The organism is Mesorhizobium sp. M1227 (assembly GCF_040318315.1).
Classification (GTDB): domain Bacteria; phylum Pseudomonadota; class Alphaproteobacteria; order Rhizobiales; family Rhizobiaceae; genus Mesorhizobium.
In genome coordinates, this window is the sequence record NZ_JAMYLZ010000006.1 from 122,347 (window position 1) to 140,282 (window position 17,936).

General features: G+C 63.2%; 17 protein-coding genes. 4 read left to right on the top strand and 13 right to left on the bottom strand.

What is annotated here, in order from left to right; all coding sequences use genetic code 11:
* Positions 1 to 124 precede the first annotated feature (124 nt).
* The gene (locus NKH28_RS10990; RefSeq protein WP_352500810.1) at positions 125 to 877 is read left to right on the top strand and encodes a sulfite exporter TauE/SafE family protein; all 753 of its coding nucleotides are present in this window, start codon (positions 125 to 127) and stop codon (positions 875 to 877) included.
* Here the strand turns inward: NKH28_RS10990 and trmD are convergent.
* Positions 859 to 1,557 carry a tRNA (guanosine(37)-N1)-methyltransferase TrmD gene (gene trmD / locus NKH28_RS10995; RefSeq protein WP_352470799.1) on the bottom strand — a complete coding sequence of 233 codons (699 nt, stop codon included), beginning with the start codon at positions 1,555 to 1,557 and terminating at the stop codon, positions 859 to 861. The two genes, NKH28_RS10990 and trmD, sit on opposite strands and share 19 nt — an antisense overlap.
* Positions 1,554 to 2,153, bottom strand: coding sequence for a ribosome maturation factor RimM (gene rimM, locus NKH28_RS11000; protein WP_352978854.1), 600 nt, complete (start codon positions 2,151 to 2,153; stop codon positions 1,554 to 1,556). The genes trmD and rimM overlap by 4 nt, the downstream gene beginning before the upstream one ends.
* 115 nt (positions 2,154 to 2,268) lie before the next feature.
* Here rimM and NKH28_RS11005 point away from each other — a divergent pair, with 115 nt between their 5' ends.
* Together NKH28_RS11005 and NKH28_RS11010 are read left to right on the top strand one after the other, a co-directional pair.
* On the top strand, positions 2,269 to 3,207 hold the full coding sequence (locus NKH28_RS11005; RefSeq protein ID WP_352470801.1) for a tyrosine recombinase XerC: 939 nt from the start codon (positions 2,269 to 2,271) through the stop codon (positions 3,205 to 3,207).
* 85 nt (positions 3,208 to 3,292) lie between these two features.
* Positions 3,293 to 4,360 carry a TraB/GumN family protein gene (locus tag NKH28_RS11010; RefSeq protein WP_352767378.1) on the top strand — a complete coding sequence of 356 codons (1,068 nt, stop codon included), beginning with the start codon at positions 3,293 to 3,295 and terminating at the stop codon, positions 4,358 to 4,360.
* 921 nt (positions 4,361 to 5,281) lie between these two features.
* Here the strand turns inward: NKH28_RS11010 and lpdA are convergent.
* The 11 genes from lpdA to mdh all read right to left on the bottom strand — a co-directional run bounded on the left by lpdA (position 5,282) and on the right by mdh (position 17,265).
* Positions 5,282 to 6,688, bottom strand: coding sequence for a dihydrolipoyl dehydrogenase (gene lpdA / locus NKH28_RS11015; protein ID WP_352767376.1), 1,407 nt, complete (start codon positions 6,686 to 6,688; stop codon positions 5,282 to 5,284).
* A 19-nt stretch (positions 6,689 to 6,707) separates the two neighbouring features.
* On the bottom strand, positions 6,708 to 7,463 hold the full coding sequence (locus NKH28_RS11020) for an SDR family oxidoreductase (RefSeq protein ID WP_352615455.1): 756 nt from the start codon (positions 7,461 to 7,463) through the stop codon (positions 6,708 to 6,710).
* The gene (locus NKH28_RS11025) at positions 7,460 to 7,912 is read right to left on the bottom strand and encodes a hypothetical protein (RefSeq protein ID WP_352615520.1); all 453 of its coding nucleotides are present in this window, start codon (positions 7,910 to 7,912) and stop codon (positions 7,460 to 7,462) included. The genes NKH28_RS11020 and NKH28_RS11025 overlap by 4 nt, the downstream gene beginning before the upstream one ends.
* A 65-nt stretch (positions 7,913 to 7,977) precedes the next feature.
* Positions 7,978 to 8,559 (bottom strand): hypothetical protein, encoded by a 582-nt coding sequence (locus NKH28_RS11030; RefSeq protein WP_352832380.1) that lies wholly within the window; start codon positions 8,557 to 8,559, stop codon positions 7,978 to 7,980.
* A 9-nt stretch (positions 8,560 to 8,568) separates the two neighbouring features.
* Entirely contained in the window at positions 8,569 to 9,870 is a 1,302-nt protein-coding gene (gene odhB, locus NKH28_RS11035) for a 2-oxoglutarate dehydrogenase complex dihydrolipoyllysine-residue succinyltransferase (protein WP_352470805.1), read from the bottom strand.
* Between the two features lie 29 nt (positions 9,871 to 9,899).
* The gene (locus NKH28_RS11040) at positions 9,900 to 12,887 is read right to left on the bottom strand and encodes a 2-oxoglutarate dehydrogenase E1 component (RefSeq protein WP_352615459.1); all 2,988 of its coding nucleotides are present in this window, start codon (positions 12,885 to 12,887) and stop codon (positions 9,900 to 9,902) included.
* 126 nt (positions 12,888 to 13,013) lie between these two features.
* A complete protein-coding gene (gene sucD, locus NKH28_RS11045) occupies positions 13,014 to 13,916 on the bottom strand; it encodes a succinate--CoA ligase subunit alpha (protein ID WP_352978856.1) in 903 nt (300 codons plus the stop codon).
* 12 nt (positions 13,917 to 13,928) lie between these two features.
* Entirely contained in the window at positions 13,929 to 14,426 is a 498-nt protein-coding gene (locus NKH28_RS11050) for a DUF1579 family protein (protein ID WP_352767366.1), read from the bottom strand.
* A gap of 2 nt (positions 14,427 to 14,428) precedes the next feature.
* A complete protein-coding gene (locus NKH28_RS11055) occupies positions 14,429 to 14,800 on the bottom strand; it encodes a cupin domain-containing protein (protein WP_352615464.1) in 372 nt (123 codons plus the stop codon).
* A gap of 261 nt (positions 14,801 to 15,061) precedes the next feature.
* The gene (gene sucC, locus NKH28_RS11060) at positions 15,062 to 16,255 is read right to left on the bottom strand and encodes an ADP-forming succinate--CoA ligase subunit beta (protein WP_352978858.1); all 1,194 of its coding nucleotides are present in this window, start codon (positions 16,253 to 16,255) and stop codon (positions 15,062 to 15,064) included.
* 41 nt (positions 16,256 to 16,296) lie between these two features.
* A complete protein-coding gene (gene mdh / locus NKH28_RS11065; RefSeq protein ID WP_352456335.1) occupies positions 16,297 to 17,265 on the bottom strand; it encodes a malate dehydrogenase in 969 nt (322 codons plus the stop codon).
* Positions 17,266 to 17,497: 232 nt separating this feature from the next.
* On the opposite strand from mdh, the gene NKH28_RS11070 reads away from it, so the two are divergent.
* Entirely contained in the window at positions 17,498 to 17,923 is a 426-nt protein-coding gene (locus tag NKH28_RS11070; RefSeq protein ID WP_352978860.1) for a GNAT family N-acetyltransferase, read from the top strand.
* Positions 17,924 to 17,936: the final 13 nt, after the last annotated feature.

The window sequence follows — 17,936 nt, forward strand, 5'->3', positions numbered from 1 at the left end:
CTGTTTCTTTTTGGCTGAGGCCGCTGTGGCAATCCCGTGATCGCTTGTGGTCCAGGGGGTTGCGCCCGCGCGTCAAGCTTCCTAAGCCGGAAGATAAGCATTTTCCTCCAGCGACGACACCCTCATGCCAATCTTGGACGCGGTCCTGCTCTTTCTCGCCGGCTTTCTATCAGGCGCGGTCAATGCCGTTGCCGGCGGCGGCACGTTCATAACCTTTGGCGCCATGACCCTGGCCGGCCTGCCGCCGATCGTCGCCAATGCGACATCGTCGGTGACGCAATTTCCTGGCTACATCACCTCGACGCTCGCCTATTGGCACGACATCAAGCATTTCTGGCGTGGCGCACTGCTGCTCAGCCTCATTTCGGCTCTCGGTGCGCTGTCTGGCGCGCTCATCCTTCTAGGGCTCGACAACCCGTCGTTCCGCGCCTTGGTGCCGTGGCTGCTGCTGGCGGCAACCGCATTGTTCGCTGCCGGGCCATGGCTGAAGCCGGCGCCCAAGCCGGGGCATGAGGCCGCGGTAGGTTCGCTGGTCGGGTCGCTGGCGCAGTTCGCCACCGCCGTCTATGGCGGCTTCTTCGGCGCCGGCATGGGCGTCATGATGCTGGCGACGCTCGGTCTCACCCAGTCCGGCGACTATCACCGGCTGAACGCACTGAAGAACATGCTGGCCGTAGTCATCGCTGCGGTTGCCATCCTCGTCTTCGTCTCGGGCGGCGTCATTGCCTGGCTGCAGGCGATCATCATGATCCCGGGTGGCGCGCTGGGCGGCTATGCCGGCGTCTGGATCGCCAGGCGCGTGCCGCAGAACGCGGTGCGCGGCTTCGTCATCGCCGTCGGCCTGTTCCTGGCTTTCTACTATTTCGATAAGGGCTGAGCGGCTGAAAGATCCGGTCGTCGCTCCTTCGTCAGCCTCTCCGCTTCGGCCCGCCGCCACGCCGCGATCTTCCTGTGATTGCCCGAAATCAGCACTTCGGGGATCGGCCGCCCCTCGAATTCCTGCGGCCGTGTGTAATGCGGATGTTCGAGCAGGCCGTTTTCAAAGCTCTCTTCCTCGCCCGATACCGCATTGCCCATGACGCCGGGCAGCAGGCGCACCACGGCGTCGAGCAGCACGAGTGCCGCCGGCTCGCCGCCGGACAGGATGAAGTCGCCGATCGAAACTTCTTCGAGGCCGCGCGCCTCAATGACCCGCTGGTCGACGCCTTCGAAGCGGCCGCAGACGATCACGGCACCCGGCCCAGCGGCGAGTTCGCGCACGCGTGCCTGGTTCAGCGGCTTGCCGCGCGGGCTCATCAGCAGGCGCGGACGTGGATCGGCTGCCGGCGAGGCATGGTCAATGGCGCTGGCCAGCACGTCTGCCCGCATCACCATGCCGGCGCCGCCGCCGGCCGGCGTGTCATCGACGGTACGGTGACGATCGCTGGCAAAGTCGCGGATCTGGATCGTTTCGAGCGACCAAATGCCGGTCTCGAGCGCGCGGCCGGCCAGCGACAGGCCAAGCGCGCCGGGAAACATCTCGGGATAGAGCGTCAGCACCGAAGCCGAAAAACTCACCGGTTGCCTCCGGCGTCCCTCGGCCCGCGCGGCCTGCCCCTGGGGTCGAAGCTGTTATCATCGGGAGGCTCGCCGTCCTCATCCTCGACCAAACCTGCGGCGGCTGGATCAACGCGGACAAAGCCGCCGGCGATCGACACTTCCGGAACGGCGGCCTGAGTGAACGGGATGAGCACGCCCTTGCGCCCCGCCAGCGTCACGTCGAGAATGTCGCCGCCGCCGAAATTGTGCACGGCGACGACCTTGCCGACGACCGCACCGGTGTCGTCCTTGACCTCCAGTCCGACGAGGTCGGCATGGTAGAATTCATCCTCTTCGCCCTCATCGGGCAACACCGAACGATCGACGAACAATTCGGTGCCGGCCAGCGCCTCGGCGGCATTGCGGTCGTTGACGCCTTTGAAGCGCACCACCACCACGGTGTTGGCGGGCCTGATGTCAACGATCTGGAAGGCGCGGCCGTCCCTGGCGTAGAGGGGACCGTAATCGGCCAGCGCCAGCGGGTCGCCGGTAAAGCTCTTGACGCGCAATTCGCCCTTGATGCCGTGCGCGGCACCGATCACGGCCATCTGGACGGGGTTTTGCGGCTTGCTCATCTGCGGAAAATCCTTTGCTTTGCTCTAACCCCAGCCCGTCGTCATTTCAATGACGCCGCTCTTCACCGCTTCCTAACCCGCGTGCCGGAAGATGGCGGGGAACTGGAAGAGTGCAATGCAGGAATTCCTCATATCGGCAAAACCCGACCTGCAGGCGGCGCGCGAGGCCTGGCTGAAGATGCTGGCGCGCGAACGCCGGCTATCGCCCGAAACCGTCGAGGCTTATGAGCGCGACACACGCCAGTTCCTGCATTTCCTGACCGGCCATTGCGGCGGCTCGCCCGGCATTTCCGACATCGCCGATCTGCGCCCCGCCGATTTGCGCGGCTTTCTCGCTGCCCGCCGTGCCGAGGGCGCCGGCGCCCGTACGCTCGGGCGCGGGCTGGCCGGCATCCGCTCGCTGTTGCGTTTCCTGGAAAGGCGCGGCCTCGCCAATGCGGCAGGTGCGACAGCCTTGCGCGCGCCGCGGCAGCCGAAATCGCTGCCCAAGCCGCTGACCGCAAGCGATGCAAAACACGTCGTCTCGGTGGAAGGCCAACTGGCGGAGGAGCCGTGGATTGCCGCGCGCAACGCCGCCGTGCTGACCCTGCTCTATGGGTCCGGTTTGCGGATTTCCGAGGCGCTCGGCCTGTCGAGCGCCGATCTTTCCTCACCTGGTGATACCGTGCTGCGCGTCACCGGCAAGGGTGGCAAGACCCGGCTGGTGCCGGTGCTGCCGGTGGCGCTGCGGGCGATTGCCGAATACCGCCGCCTCTGCCCTTGGCATCTCGATCCCAAGGGCCTGCTGTTTCGCGGTGCCCGCGGCGGCCCACTCAACCCGGCAATCGTCCAGCGCGACATGGCCAAGCTGCGCTCGGCGCTCAACCTGCCCGACACGGCGACGCCGCATGCGCTGCGCCATTCCTTCGCCACGCATCTGCTAGGGCGCGGCGGCGACCTGCGCACCATCCAGGAGTTGCTCGGCCACGCCAGCCTGTCGACAACCCAGATATACACCGGCGTCGACACCGCCAGGCTGCTCGAGATTTACGAAGCAGCTCATCCTCGTGCGTGATCGATGCATGTGTCGGTGGCCATCTCGCAACAATTTTGATGCGCCGGTTAACCGTTTTGCCGCTTTTTGCACCTAGAACCGCAGCATGAAACGCCTCATCGCCATCGCCGACCGCGCGACCCATGTGTCGCTGAAGCTGCTCGTCGCGCTGAACGCCCTGTTTTTCCTCTCTTTCCTCATCGTCGCGCTGCTCGCGGCGGGCAAGGCACGCGCCGAGACTTCGGCCTGCACCGGTAGCGATATGCTGAGCGCGCTGCAAAAGGACGACCCGGCTGCCTACCGCAAGATCGAGGCGGAGGCGGCAGCGACGCCGAACGGCAAGGGCCTGCTGTGGAAGCTCGAAAAATCGGGCGAAAAACCGTCCTTCCTGTTCGGCACCATGCACGTTACCGACCCGCGCGTCACCACGCTGCCACCCGCCGCACAGAAGGCATTCGATGCGGCTGGCACCGTCATCATCGAGACCACCGAAGTGCTCGACAAGCAGAAGATGATGGCAGCAATGCTGAAAGAGCCGGATCTGATGATGTTCACCGACAAGACGACGCTTTCGTCGCTGCTGTCGCCGGAGGATGCGGCGGTGGTCAACAAGGCGCTCGATGCGCGTGGCATCCCGCCAGCGACCGTCGCCAAGATGAAACCCTGGTTGCTGTCGGCGATGGTGGCGCTACCTGCATGCGAAGTAGCCCGCCAGGCTGGCGGTGCGCCGGTGCTCGACGTCAAGCTTGCCAAGGACGCCGAGGCTTCGGGCAAATCGGTCGAGGGGCTGGAGACAATCGCCGACCAGCTGCGCGCCATGGCTTCGCTGCCGATCGCCTTTCACCTGAAGGGGCTGGTCGATACGCTGAAGCTTGGCGACAAGGTGAACGACGTCAACGAAACCATGATCGTGCTTTACCGGCGTGGCGACACTGGCATGTATGTACCGCTGTTTCGGGCTGTCGTCCCCGAACAGGTCGACGACCAATCGGGTTACGCCGAATTCGAGCAGACCATGATCACCAGCCGCAACAAGGTGATGGTCGATCGTGCAGCGCCGATCCTCGCCCACGGCAATGTCTTCATGGCGGTCGGCGCCATGCACCTTCCCGGAGCGCAAGGCTTGGTCGAGGGTTTCCGCAAGACCGGCTATACGGTGACCGCCGTCAACTGAACGACACGGCGGAGTTGCACACCGAATCATTGCCGAGGCGGGATCAGCCCTTACGCGTGGCGCGCCGGCGGATCAGCCGCGCTTCGTGCCAAGAAACCGAAAAAGGTTCGGTTTGGCTCGATCGAACCCATTTTGCGGTGGAAATGCATGCCTGCGAGCGATTCCGGATCAGAATTGCCCTGTTTTCGGCGTTTTCAACGCCTAATGTGAAACCGATTCAACGATTGTACGTTGATGGCTATTACTTGATGTTTTTCATCCACGGAGGACACTTTTATGGCGAACACACCCAATCCGAACGACCCATTCACCTCGCCGGGCTCCGCACGGCCAAGCGGCGGCGGCAGCGGCTGGCTGATTGCCCTGGTCGTCGTTATCCTGGCAATTGTCGCCTATTATGTTTTTGGAAGACGTAGCGAGGCACCTGCGCCTGCCGAACCGCCCGCAGCCAGCACACCAGCTCCGGCCCCAGCGCCGGCCGAGCCGATGAAACCAGCCGAACCGGCTCCTGCGCCAGCTCCGGCAACACCCGCTCCGGCTCCGGCCCCGGCAACACCGGCTCCGGCTCCGGCCCCTGCGCCAGCCCCGGCACCAGCACCAGCGCCGGCACCGGCTCAGTAATCAGACTGCTGATTTAATATATGAACGGTCCGCTGAAAGGCGGGCCGTTTTTTTGGGGAGCAGCCGTCGATGCTCTGAGCTGCGATTAGCCATGGGCCAACTTCATCTTCGTCATCCAGCGCGGAGCAGGAGCGAAGCGACATCGCGGAGACCCTGAAATCCATCTGCGGTTGAGAATGGAAGCCGTCTGTGGTGATCCTTCGCGCCCCTCTCTGTCCTGCCGGACATCTCCCCAGTTGGGGCCACTTGGGGGAGATTGGCTATTTCGCCAATCGCCACCGTCGCCTGCGATTCAACCGCTCAGATATGGATCGGCTTGAAGAACGTCGCCAATGCCGCCTCCTTTACCGCTTCCGACATTGTCGGATGGGCGTGACAGGTGCGGGCTAGGTCTTCCGACGAGCCGCCAAATTCCATCAGCACGGCCGCCTCGTGGATCATCTCGCCGGCGCCGAAGCCGACGATGTGGACGCCGAGTACACGGTCGCTGGCCTTGTCGGCCAGGATTTTCACAAAGCCGTCGGTGTGCAGCATGGCGCGCGCGCGGCCATTGGCGCTGAACGGGAATTTTCCGGCCTTGTAGTCGATGCCGGCCTTCTTCAATTCTTCTTCGGTCTTGCCGATCGTGGCGATTTCCGGCGTGGTGTAGACGACGCTCGGAATCACGTCATAGTTCACATGACCGGCCTGGCCGGCGATGGTCTCGGCCACCGCCACGCCCTCGTCTTCGGCCTTGTGGGCAAGCATCGGCCCGGCGATGACATCGCCGATGGCGTAGATGCCGGGCACGTTGGTCCTGAGATGGCCGTCGGTCTTGACCCGGCCGCGCTCGTCGACGTCGACGCCGGCCTCCTTCAGCCCGAGAGCGTCCGAATAGGCCCGTCGTCCCGTCGCAATCAGCACCGCGTCCGCCTCGATCGTCTCGGCTGCTCCGCCCTTGACCGGCTCGAAGGTAACCGTCGCCCCCTTCTTGGCCTTGGCGACGCCGGTCACCTTGGCGCCCAGCCTGAATTCAAAGCCCTGCTTCGACAGCAGGCGCTGGAACTGCTTGGAGACCTCGCCATCCATGCCGCCCAGGATGGTGTCGAGGAACTCGACCACGGTGACCTTGGCGCCGAGCCGCGCCCATACCGAGCCGAGCTCCAGACCGATGACACCACCACCGACCACCACCAGATGGCCCGGCACCTTGTCCAGCGACAGCGCGCCGGTCGACGAGACGATCACCTTCTCATCGAAATCGACCTTGACGCCGGGAATGCCGGCGACGTCGGAGCCGGTGGCGATGACGATGTTCTTGGTCTCGATCTCCTCGACCTTGCCGTCATCGGAGGTCACCGACACCTTGCCGGCCGCAACCACCTTGCCGGTGCCACGAAAACTGTCGATCTTGTTCTTCTTGAACAGGAAGGCGACGCCATTGACGTTGGCCGTCACCGTCGCATCCTTGTGTGCCATCATCTTCCCAAGGTTGAGCTTGGGCGCGCCGATCTCGACGCCGAGCGCCTCGAAGGAATGGCCGGCCTCGGCAAACATCTCGGACGCATGCAGCAGCGCCTTTGACGGGATGCAGCCGATGTTGAGGCAGGTACCGCCGAAGGTCGGGTTCTTTTCGACCACCGCCGTCTTCAGACCGAGCTGCGCCGCCTTGATGGCGCAGACATAGCCGCCTGGTCCCGATCCGATGATAACGACGTCATAGGCCATGATACTGTCCCCTTTTGCTTTAGCGGCCGCCGCCGATTTCCAGATTGGCGCCGGTTGTGTAGGACGCCTCGTCCGACAGCAGCCAGAGAATTGCGGCTGCGACTTCCTCGGCGGTGCCGACGCGCTGCATAGGCACCACCTTGCGCATTCTCTCGACGCGATCCGGCTGCCCGCCGGAGGCATGAATTTCGGTGTCGATGATGCCCGGGCTGACCGCGTTGACACGAATGCCTTCGCCGGCCACTTCGCGGGCAAGCCCGATGGTGAAGGAATCGACCGCGCCCTTGGAGGCGGCGTAGTCGACATATTGACCCGGCCCGCCAAGCCTTGCCGCGATCGAAGAAACATTGGCGATGGCACCACCCTTGCCGCCATGCCTGGTCGACATCCGCTTCACCGCCTCGCGGGCGCAAAGCATCGGCGCGATCACATTGATGCGCATCATGCGCTCCAGCCTTGCAGCGCTAAGCTCGTCGATGCGCGCGCTCTGGTCGACCACGCCGGCATTGTTGACGAGCGCGTCGAGCCGACCGAAACGGCCATCGACAGCCTCGAACATGGCCAATACGTCCGTCTCGCTGCCGACATCGGCCTTGACTGTGAAGGCTTCTCCGCCAGCAGCCTCGATGTCGGCGACCACCGTTTCGGCGGCTTTTGCATTCGACGCGTAATTGACCGCAATGCGATAGCCGGCCCTGGCGGCAAGCCTGCATGTAGCGGCGCCAATGCCGCGGCTGCCGCCGGTCACCAGCAGGATCTTTCCGCTCGCGCTCATTCCTGACATCCCTTCAGGGCAAAGACGTCCCAGGGCACCTTGGAAAAGCCGTTGGCGCCATAGGCCGCCGACATCTGCAACGACGCTCCCAAGTCAGGCAAGATCAGCTTCTTCGGCGCATCCTTTCCTTCGCCCGGCAGCAACGTGATATCGCCCTGGTCGTCGGCAGTGTAGATGACGCCCTCCCACACGGTGCAGGCGGCGAGCTCGTCGCCGGTGACGTCGCCGGCCGGGCATTTGTACATCAGCGAGCCATGCGGCCGCGCCGCGCCCTCGGTCCACATGACGATGCCGTCGAGCACGACGCCCTTGTCGAGTACCATCTTGAAGCTGTTGGTGACGGCGGCCGACTCGCCGGTCGGCCTGAAATCGATCTCGGCGGCGTTTTCAGGATCGCCATAGACGGCGAGCTCGAGCGGGCAGGCGGCGTGCGCGGCCGCCGGGATCATCGCCGCGCCGACCGCTATCGATGCGGTCGACAGGCTTTCGGACAAGAAAGAACGGATCGTCACTGCTATCCGCCTTGAACAGCTTGATCGAGGATGAAGACCGTCGAAAGAAAATAGTCTATCTCAAACGCTACGTTTTCATTCCTGTCGACCGGAACCGCGTTCACCTCATATTTGAGAGTCAAGATGCGAGAACTCTCCGCCAGCTCAATATAGACGTCGCGCTCACGACCGCCGCCGATTGCCCACTTGAACTCGCTCTTGTTCAGGAACTGCAGTGCCTTGGGCAAGGTATGTATGGCAATCGGTTTTGTGCCTGCAAAAGTCACGGGATGCCGGCCCACATCGACGTTAAGATGGCCGTACCAAGTCGCCATCGTTCCACCCGATTCCAGTCTTCCGAAGACAGGCTCGACACTAATCGACCTCAGACGAAAATCGGGACTGAAGAAGAACTCGCAATTGGCACCATAGATGCACCACGCCGATCCGGCGTCCCCGTGGCGATAATGATTGTCCGCCCGCAGATCCTCCGGATCTATCAAGCTGCGAACCGTCTCGCGGTCGCTCTTGCCGAGCTCGATTGGGCCAGCACGGCCTGTCGACAATAGTTCGAACAGATCTATCGGGTCGATCGGCTCAGCCACCGGAGCCCCCTAGAGGTCGAGCACCAGCCGCTCGGGATCCTCCAGGCTTTCCTTGACCCGGACCAGGAAAGTCACCGCTTCCTTGCCGTCGACGATGCGGTGGTCGTAGGACAGCGCCAGATACATCATCGGCCGGATCACGATCTGGCCGCCGACCACCACCGGCCGCTCCTGGATCTTGTGCATGCCCAAAATGCCCGACTGCGGCGCATTGAGGATCGGCGTCGACATCAGCGACCCGTAAACGCCACCGTTGGAAATCGTGAACGTGCCGCCTTGCATATCGGCGACGGAGAGCTTGCCGTCGCGCGCCGCAAGCCCCAGCCTGCCGATGTCCTTCTCGATTTCGGCGATGGACATCTGGTCGGCATTGCGCACAACCGGCACGACAAGGCCTTTCTCTGTACCGACGGCAACGCCGATATGAGCGTAGTTCTTGAAGATGATGTCGGTGCCGTCGATCTCGGCATTGACCGACGGGATCTCCTTCAGCGCATGGGTGACGGCCTTGGTGAAGAAGCCCATGAAGCCGAGCTTCACGCCGTGCTTCTTCTCGAACACGTCCTTGTATTTGCCCCTCAGCGCCATCACCGCGCTCATGTCGACCTCGTTGAAGGTGGTCAGCATGGCGGCGGTCGATTGCGCTTCCTTGAGGCGGCGCGCGATCGTCTGGCGCAGCTTGGTCATGCGCACGCGCTCCTCGCGCGACGCATCGTCGGCCGGGGACGGCGCGCGCGCGGCAACGGGTGCCGGTACAGGCGCTGCCTTCGGCATTTCGGCCGGCTGCGACGGCGCGCCCCTGGCGATAAGGTCGAGCACGTCGCCTTTCAGCACCTGGCCGCGCTTGCCCGAGCCCGATACCTGGTCGACCGCGAGATTGTGCTCGGCCAGCAGCTTTGCCGCCGACGGCGCCGGCGGCATTGTGCGCGTCTCGATCGCGCCGGCGTCGCCGGCGATCTTGGCCGTCTCGGCAGCGGCCTGCTTGACGCTCGAGGCTGCGGTGGGAGCCGAAGCCTGCGATACCGCATCCTGTTTGTCCGCCGGAGCGGCGGCGGCATTGGCTGCCGCGCCGGCGCCCGCCGAAATCGTGCCGAGCAGTGCGCCGACGCCGACCGTCTCGCCTTCCTTGACGGCGATCTCGGCGAGCGTGCCCGCGGCGGCGGCCGGCACTTCCACCGTCACCTTGTCGGTTTCGAGCTCAACCAGCGGCTCATCGGCGGCGATCGCGTCGCCGACCTTCTTGAACCATTTGCCGATGGTCGCCTCGGTGACGGATTCACCAAGTGTCGGGACGCGGATTTCGGTTGCCATTGTGCCTGTCCGTTTCTTTCGGTTCTGTTCTATTCACCAAGCGCGTCGTCGAGCAAGGCGGCAAGCTGGGCGAGATGCTTCGACATCAATCCGGTCGCCGGCGAGGCGGCGGCTGGCCGGCCTGTATAGCGCACCCGCTGATGCTTGGCGTCGATATGCGCCAGCACCCATTCGAGATACGGGTCGATGAACGACCATGCGCCCATGTTCTTGGGCTCCTCCTGGCACCACACCATCTCGGCATTGCGAAAGCGCGACAGTTCGGTGATCAGCGCCTTGGCCGGGAACGGATAGAGCTGCTCGACGCGCAGCAAATAGATGTCGTTGATGCCGCGCTTCTCGCGCTCTTCGTAGAGGTCGTAATAGACCTTGCCCGAACAGAGCACGACACGGCGGATTTTCGAATCCTTGGTGAGCTTGATGGCCTGGCCTGACAGCAGCTGCGCGTCGTCCCACAACAGCCGGTGAAAGGCGCTTTCGCCCGACATTTCCGGCAGCGTCGATACCGCCCGCTTGTGGCGCAGCAGCGACTTCGGCGTCATCAGGATCAGCGGCTTACGGAAGTCCCGCTTCAATTGCCGGCGCAAGATGTGGAAGTAATTGGCCGGCGTCGTGACGTTGGCGACCTGCATGTTGTCTTCGGCACAAAGCTGCAGGAAGCGCTCGAGCCGGGCCGACGAATGCTCCGGCCCCTGGCCTTCATAGCCATGCGGCAGCAGGCAGACGAGGCCCGACATTCTGAGCCATTTGCGCTCGCCCGACGAGATGAACTGGTCGAACACCACCTGGGCGCCGTTGGCGAAGTCGCCGAACTGCGCTTCCCACAGCGTCAGCGCCTTCGGCTCGGCCAGCGAGTAGCCATATTCGAAGCCGAGCACGGCCTCTTCCGACAGCATCGAGTTGATGACCTCGAAGCCGGCCTGCGCAGCCGACAGATTGTTGAGCGGAATGTAGCGTGTCTCGTCGCGCTGGTCGTAGAGCACGGAATGGCGCTGCGAGAAGGTGCCGCGCTCCGAATCCTGTCCGGACAGCCGGATCGGATTGCCGTCGAGCAGGATGGCGCCGAAGGCCAGCGCCTCGGCCGTTGACCAGTCGATGCCTTCGCCGGACTCGATCGCCTGGCGGCGGTTGTCGAGGAAGCGGATGATCGTCCTGTGCGCCTCGAAATCCTTCGGCACCTCGGTCAGTTTCTTGCCGATCTCCTTCAGCATCTTGACCGGCACGGCGGTCTTGCCGCGCCGCTGTTCGTCCTGGTTGTCGGCCGAGCGCAGGCCGGACCACGCGCCGTCCAGCCAGTCCGCCTTGTTCGGCTTGTAATGCTGGCCCACCTCGAATTCCTGCTCGAGATGCGCCCGCCAATCGGCCTTCATCTTTTCGAACTCGGCCTGGGTGATGTGGCCTTCGGAAATCAGCCGGTCGGCATAGATCTGCACCGTCGTCTTCTGGTTGCGGATCTTGCGATACATGATCGGTTGGGTGAAGGCGGGCTCGTCGCCCTCATTGTGGCCGAAGCGGCGGTAGCAGAACATGTCCACCACGACAGGCTTGTGGAACTTCATGCGGAATTCGATCGCCACCTTGGTCGCATGGACCACGGCTTCCGGATCGTCGCCATTGACGTGGAAGATCGGCGCCTCGATCATCTTGGCCACGTCGGACGGATAGGGCGACGAGCGCGAGAAGCGCGGGTTGGTGGTGAAGCCGATCTGGTTGTTGATGATGAAATGCAGCGTGCCGGCGACGCGGTGGCCGCGCAGGCCCGACAGGCCGAGGATTTCGGCAATCACGCCCTGGCCGGCAAAGGCGGCGTCGCCATGCAGCAGCAAGGGCAGCACCTTAGCACGCTCTTCCAGCGGCACGATCTCCTCGCGGCTGCGGCCGAACAGATAGTCCTGTTTGGCGCGCGCCTTGCCCATCACCACCGGGTCGACGATTTCCAGATGCGAGGGATTGGCGGTCAGCGACAGATGCACCTTGTTGCCGTCGAACTCGCGATCCGACGAGGCACCGAGATGGTACTTCACGTCGCCCGAGCCCTCGACCTCGTCGGGCGCGGCGGAGCCGCCCTTGAACTCATGGAAAATGGCGCGGTGCGGCTTGGCCATCACCTGCGACAGCACGTTCAGCCGGCCGCGATGCGCCATGCCGAGCACGATCTCCTTCATGCCGAGCTGGCCGCCGCGCTTGATGATCTGCTCCAGCGCCGGGATCAGCGACTCGCCGCCATCGAGGCCGAAGCGCTTGGTGCCCTTGTACTTGACATCGATGAATTGCTCGAAGCCTTCCGCCTCGACAAGCTTCTGCAGGATCGCCTTCTTGCCGGCGGCGGTGAAGGAGATCTCCTTGTCGGTGCCCTCGATGCGCGCCTGGATCCAGGCCTTCTCCTCGGGATCGGAAATATGCATGAATTCGACGCCGAGCGTCGAGCAATAGGTCCGGGTCAGGATATCGAGCATCTGCCGGATGGTGCCGAATTCCAGCCCGAGCACATTGTCGAGGAAGATCGGCCGGTCGTAATCGGCTTCGGTGAAGCCGTAATTCTCCGGCGACAGCTCGTTATAATCCTCGAGCGGCTTGGCAATGCCCAGCGGATCGAGATTGGCGTGCAAATGGCCGCGCATGCGGAAGGCGCGGATCATCATGATGGCGCGGACGGAATCGCGCGTCGCCTGATGCACGTCGGCGTCGGAAAGCGCTGCGCCGTTGCCGACCGCCCTGTCCTTGACCTTTTTTTCGATGTGCTTTTCGACCAGGCCCCAATTGCCGTCCAGCGCCGAGACCAGCTCGCCATTGGCCTGCATCGGCCAGGAGGGCTTGGCCCAAGAGGCGCCCTTGGCGTTCCTGCGCACGTCGCCGGCGTCATCCTTCAGCGCCGCGAAGAAGTCCTGCCATTCGGGATCGACCGACGCGGGATCGTCCTCATAGGCGGCATAGAGCGCGTCGATATAATCGGCATTGCCGCCATAGAGGAAAGAGGTAAGCGAAAACTGGTCGTTGGCCTGATCTTGTCTTGCCATGTCACTGTCGAAGCCTTTGCTTCGTCTCCTTTGTTGGAGGGGAGTAAGGGAATAGGGGAGTAAGGGAGTAGGGCAAATGCCCTCGTCTTGTTCCCTACTCCCCTATTCCCGTACTCCCTTACTCCCCTAACCCTTGATCGCCTCGACCAGCGTCGTGCCGAGCCGGGCCGGCGATGGCGAAACCTTGATGCCGGCCGATTCCATCGCCGCGATCTTGTCTTCCGCGCCGCCCTTGCCGCCGGAGATGACCGCGCCCGCATGGCCCATAGTGCGGCCCGCCGGTGCGGTGCGCCCGGCGATGAAGCCGGCCATCGGCTTGCTGCGGCCGCGCTTTGCCTCGTCCTTGAGGAATTGCGCGGCGTCTTCCTCGGCCGAACCGCCGATTTCACCGATCATGATGATCGACTTGGTCTCTTCGTCGGCGAGGAACATCTCCAGCACATCGATGAACTCCGTGCCTTTGACCGGGTCGCCGCCGATGCCGACGGCGGTGGTCTGGCCGAGGCCGACATTGGTGGTCTGGAACACCGCCTCATAGGTAAGCGTTCCCGAGCGGGAAACAACGCCGACCGAGCCCTTGCGGAAGATGCTGCCGGGCATGATGCCTATCTTGCATTCGTCGGGGGTCAGCACGCCGGGGCAGTTCGGCCCGATCAGCCGCGACGTCGAACGGTCGAGCCTCGCCTTGACCTTGATCATGTCCATCACCGGTATGCCCTCGGTGATGCAGACGATCAGCGGGATCTCGGCCTCGATCGCTTCCAGGATCGCTTCGGCAGCACCCGCCGGCGGCACGTAGACGACCGAAGCGTTGGCGCCGGTCCTGGCCTTGCCTTCGGCTACGGTGGCGAAGATCGGAAGCGCCTCGCCTTTGGCGCCGGTCCAGGTTTCGCCGCCCTTCTTGGGGTGGATGCCGCCGACCATCTTTGTGCCGTGGTAGGCGAGCGCCTGTTCGGTATGGAACGTGCCGGTCTTGCCGGTCAGGCCCTGCACCAGCACCTTGGTGTTCTTGTCGACGAGAATGGACATCGGAGCCCTTTTCTAAAAACCGTTGATCGAGGAAGGCGAGACGCGCCGGTAGACGCCGCTCACCATGTCTTGCCAGCCATCGCCGCCGGCAGGTTTGAAATGCAGTCGCATGCGGAAGGCATCGGCATTGTCGAAAATATAAGTCACACGCGCGGAGCCGCGCTGCGACGACCGCTCCAGAACCAGCTCCGTGCCGTTCCAGCTGCCTTTGGCCGGCGACATCGGCACGAAACCCATCGAATCGAACTGGTGCATGGTGACGATTTTGTTTTGCTGGTCGAAGCCGAACACGCTGTACGCGCCGAACGAAACCGTGCCGTCGCGGCGCTGGCGATAGCGCTGCACTACGAACAGGCCGCCGAACTGTGCCTCTGCCAGTATTTCCGAACTCGCTGTTCCGCCGTCGGCCCATTTCGTGGCCGACACCTCTTCCTCGCCGCGCCACGCTCCGACCAGCGCCCGCAGGCGCTGGTGATCGGCCGAGAGTGAGGAGAAGGGCGCAGCGTTCATGGTCAGAGCCGCTTGAGATCGGCGACGGTGAGGTCGCTCTTAGCGTTGCCGGTGTTGAGCGTCGTCGCCGGCTCGAACATCAGCACCACCGGCTGTTCGCTGAGCGAGCGCGGCCGGTGCTCGACGGCGCGCGGCACAACGATGAACTCGCCGCTGCCAAGCTCAACCGTGCCGTCGCGGAAATCGATGGCGATGCGGCCGCGCAGCACCAAGAATGCTTCGTCTTCATTGTCATGCGCGTGCCAGTCGAAGACATCGCCGAATTTGGCGATCTTGACCTGGCTGTCGTTCACGTCGCCGGCGATATGCGGATCGAAGACCTTCTTGATCTTCTGATCCGCCGCCTCGACGAGGTTTATCTTGTGCGGAGGCATCGCCTATCGACCTCTGACTCGCTCTGTTCTCACTGGATAATCCGAAACAGCAACAGGAGGCCCACCAAGAAGAGCATGACGCTCACGCCAAGATGCACCCCAAGGTCAAGCGATCTTGGAAGAACAATTCTGAACGAGGTGTGGCGGCGCATCTTTTCCGACATCTTTCTCCGCTCGGGAAAGGCCCACAGTCCGCCGATACCCATGGCAATCATAAATATTGACCATATTGGATGGGCAAACGGAGTGTTTTCCAAATGCTCAGCCCTTCACCGCCGCGACAATCTTCTTGGCTGCGTCATCGAGGTCATCGGCCGACACCACGTTTAGCCCGCTGTCGTTGATGATCTTCTTGCCGAGCTCGGCATTGGTGCCTTCCAGCCGCACCACCAGCGGCACCTGCAGGCCGACCTCCTTGACTGCTGCGATGACGCCCTCGGCGATGATGTCGCATTTCATGATGCCGCCGAAGATGTTGATCAGAATGCCTTCGACCGCCGGATCTTTGGTGATGATCTTGAACGCCGCCGTCACCTTTTCTTTCGACGCGCCGCCGCCGACATCGAGGAAGTTGGCGGGCTCGGCGCCATAAAGCTTGATGATGTCCATCGTTGCCATGGCGAGGCCGGCGCCGTTGACCATGCAGCCGATATTGCCGTCGAGCGCGACATAGGCGAGGTCGTATTTCGACGCCTCGATCTCCTTCTCGTCCTCTTCGGTGGTGTCGCGCAATTCGAGCACGTCCGGGTGGCGAAACAGCGCATTGTTGTCGAACGACACTTTGGCGTCGAGAACGCGCAGCCGGCCGCTCCTCATGACGATCAAAGGGTTGACCTCGAGCAGGCTCATGTCCTTCTCGACAAAGGCCTTGTAGAGGATGGGGAACAGCGTGGCGCCATCCTTGGCGGCGTCGCCGTCGAGCTTCAGCGCCGCGTTGAGCTTCCTCACATCGTCCGCAGTCACGCCCTTTTCCGGGTCGATGGCGACGGTGATGATCTTTTCCGGCGTGTCGTGGGCGACCGCCTCGATGTCCATGCCGCCCTCGGTCGAGACGACGAAGGCGACGCGCCCGACCGAGCGGTCGACCAGGATCGACAGATAGAGCTCGCGCTCGATGTCGGCGCCGTCCTCGATATAGAGCCGGTTGACCTGCTTGCCGGCCGGGCCGGTCTGCTTGGTGACCAGCGTATGGCCGAGCATCTCCTCGGCGTTGGCGACGACCTCGGCCACCGACTTCGCCAGCCTGACGCCGCCCTTGGCATCGGGCCCGAGCTCCCTGAACTTGCCCTTGCCGCGGCCGCCGGCATGGATCTGGCTCTTGACCACATAGAGTGGGCCGGGCAGCGCCTTGGCGGCAGCTTCCGCCTCGCTCGCCTTGAACACCGGCACGCCCTCGGCCACGGGTGCGCCAAAGCCTTTCAGCAGCGCCTTGCCCTGATATTCATGGATGTTCATGCGCTATGTCTCCAGCTTGCTTGGCGGGCTTGGTTACCGGCTTACTTGGCCGCGAGATGCGGAGCGATCTTGACGCAGGCGTCGCACAGGCCCTGCACCGCCGCGACCGAATTGTCGAACATCTTCTGCTCGCTCTTCGCGAGCTCGATCTCGATGATCCGCTCGACGCCGCCGGCGCCGATTACCACGGGAACGCCGACATAGGTGTTCTTGACGCCATATTGGCCGGAGAGGTACGCCGCACAGGGCAGCACCCGCTTCTTGTCCTTGAGATAGGCTTCGGCCATGGCGATGGCCGAGGCGGCCGGCGCATAAAAGGCAGAGCCGGTCTTGAGCAGGCCGACGATCTCGGCGCCGCCGTCGCGGGTGCGCTGCACGATCTGGTCGAGCCGCTCTTTCGAGGTCCAGCCCATCTTGATGAGGTCGGGCAGCGGGATGCCGGCAACCGTCGAATAGCGGATCATCGGCACCATGGAATCGCCATGGCCGCCGAGCACGAAGGCGGTGACGTCCTCGACCGAGACCTTGAATTCCTCGGCCAGGAAATAACGAAAGCGCGAACTGTCGAGCACGCCGGCCATGCCGACGACATGGCTCTTGGGCAGGCCGGAAAACTTCTGCAGCGCCCAGACCATGGCGTCGAGCGGATTGGTGATGCAGATGACGAAGGCTTTCGGCGCGTATTTCTTGAGGCCGGCGCCGACCTGCTCCATCACCTTCAGATTGATGCCTAGAAGATCGTCGCGGCTCATGCCGGGCTTACGCGGCACGCCGGCGGTGACGATGCAGACATCGGCGCCCTCGATGCCGGCATAGTCGTTGACGCCGGTCAGCCTCGAGTCGAACCCATCGACCGGCGACGACTGCGCGATGTCCAGTCCCTTGCCTTGGGGGATGCCTTCGGCGATATCGAACAGCACGACGTCGCCGAGATCCTTGAGGCCGACCATGTGGGCGAGGGTGCCGCCGATCATGCCCGAGCCGATGAGCGCTATCTTGTTGCGTGCCATGTCAGGATGTTTTCCCTTTGACTATGACGGCGCCCAAATCCTTGACGATTTGATGACGGCGTCGGAGGAAGAGGCCGGAATGCTGCGGAACCGCGAAATTCGCCGCACGCAATAGCCCCGGCCGCACAAAAATTCAAACGATTATTTTGGAGTGAGTAATTTCAATCGGTTAGAAACAATGGGACTTACGTAAACGTCAAAATTCTGAAGCCGACTAGAGGAATTCTACACAATGGCACTGGAAATCAGAAGGCTGTTTCCTGGCGATGACGCCCTTGTGATGCGGGTTGCCGACGAAGTCTTCGACGAGCCGGTCAGGCCGGATCGGCTCTCCGCCTATCTCGCGGAGCCCGGTCATTTCATAGTCGTGGCCCTCGCCGACGGCATCGTCGTTGGCCAATGCGCAGCCGTCATCCACCGCCACCCGGACAAGGTGAGCGAACTCTACGTAGACGAGGTCGGCGTGGCGCCGGCCTTTCAACGCCAGGGCATTGCGACGAGGATGCTCGGCGCCATGTTCGCACTCGGTCGCGAGCATTGTGAGGAGGCGTGGGTCGGCACCGAGCCGGACAATGTTGCTGCTCGCGCACTTTACGAGTCGCGAAAAGAGCCGCATGGGCCGGCGGAGGGGTTCGTCATGTATGTTTATCGATTATAGGCGCCGGCGGCAG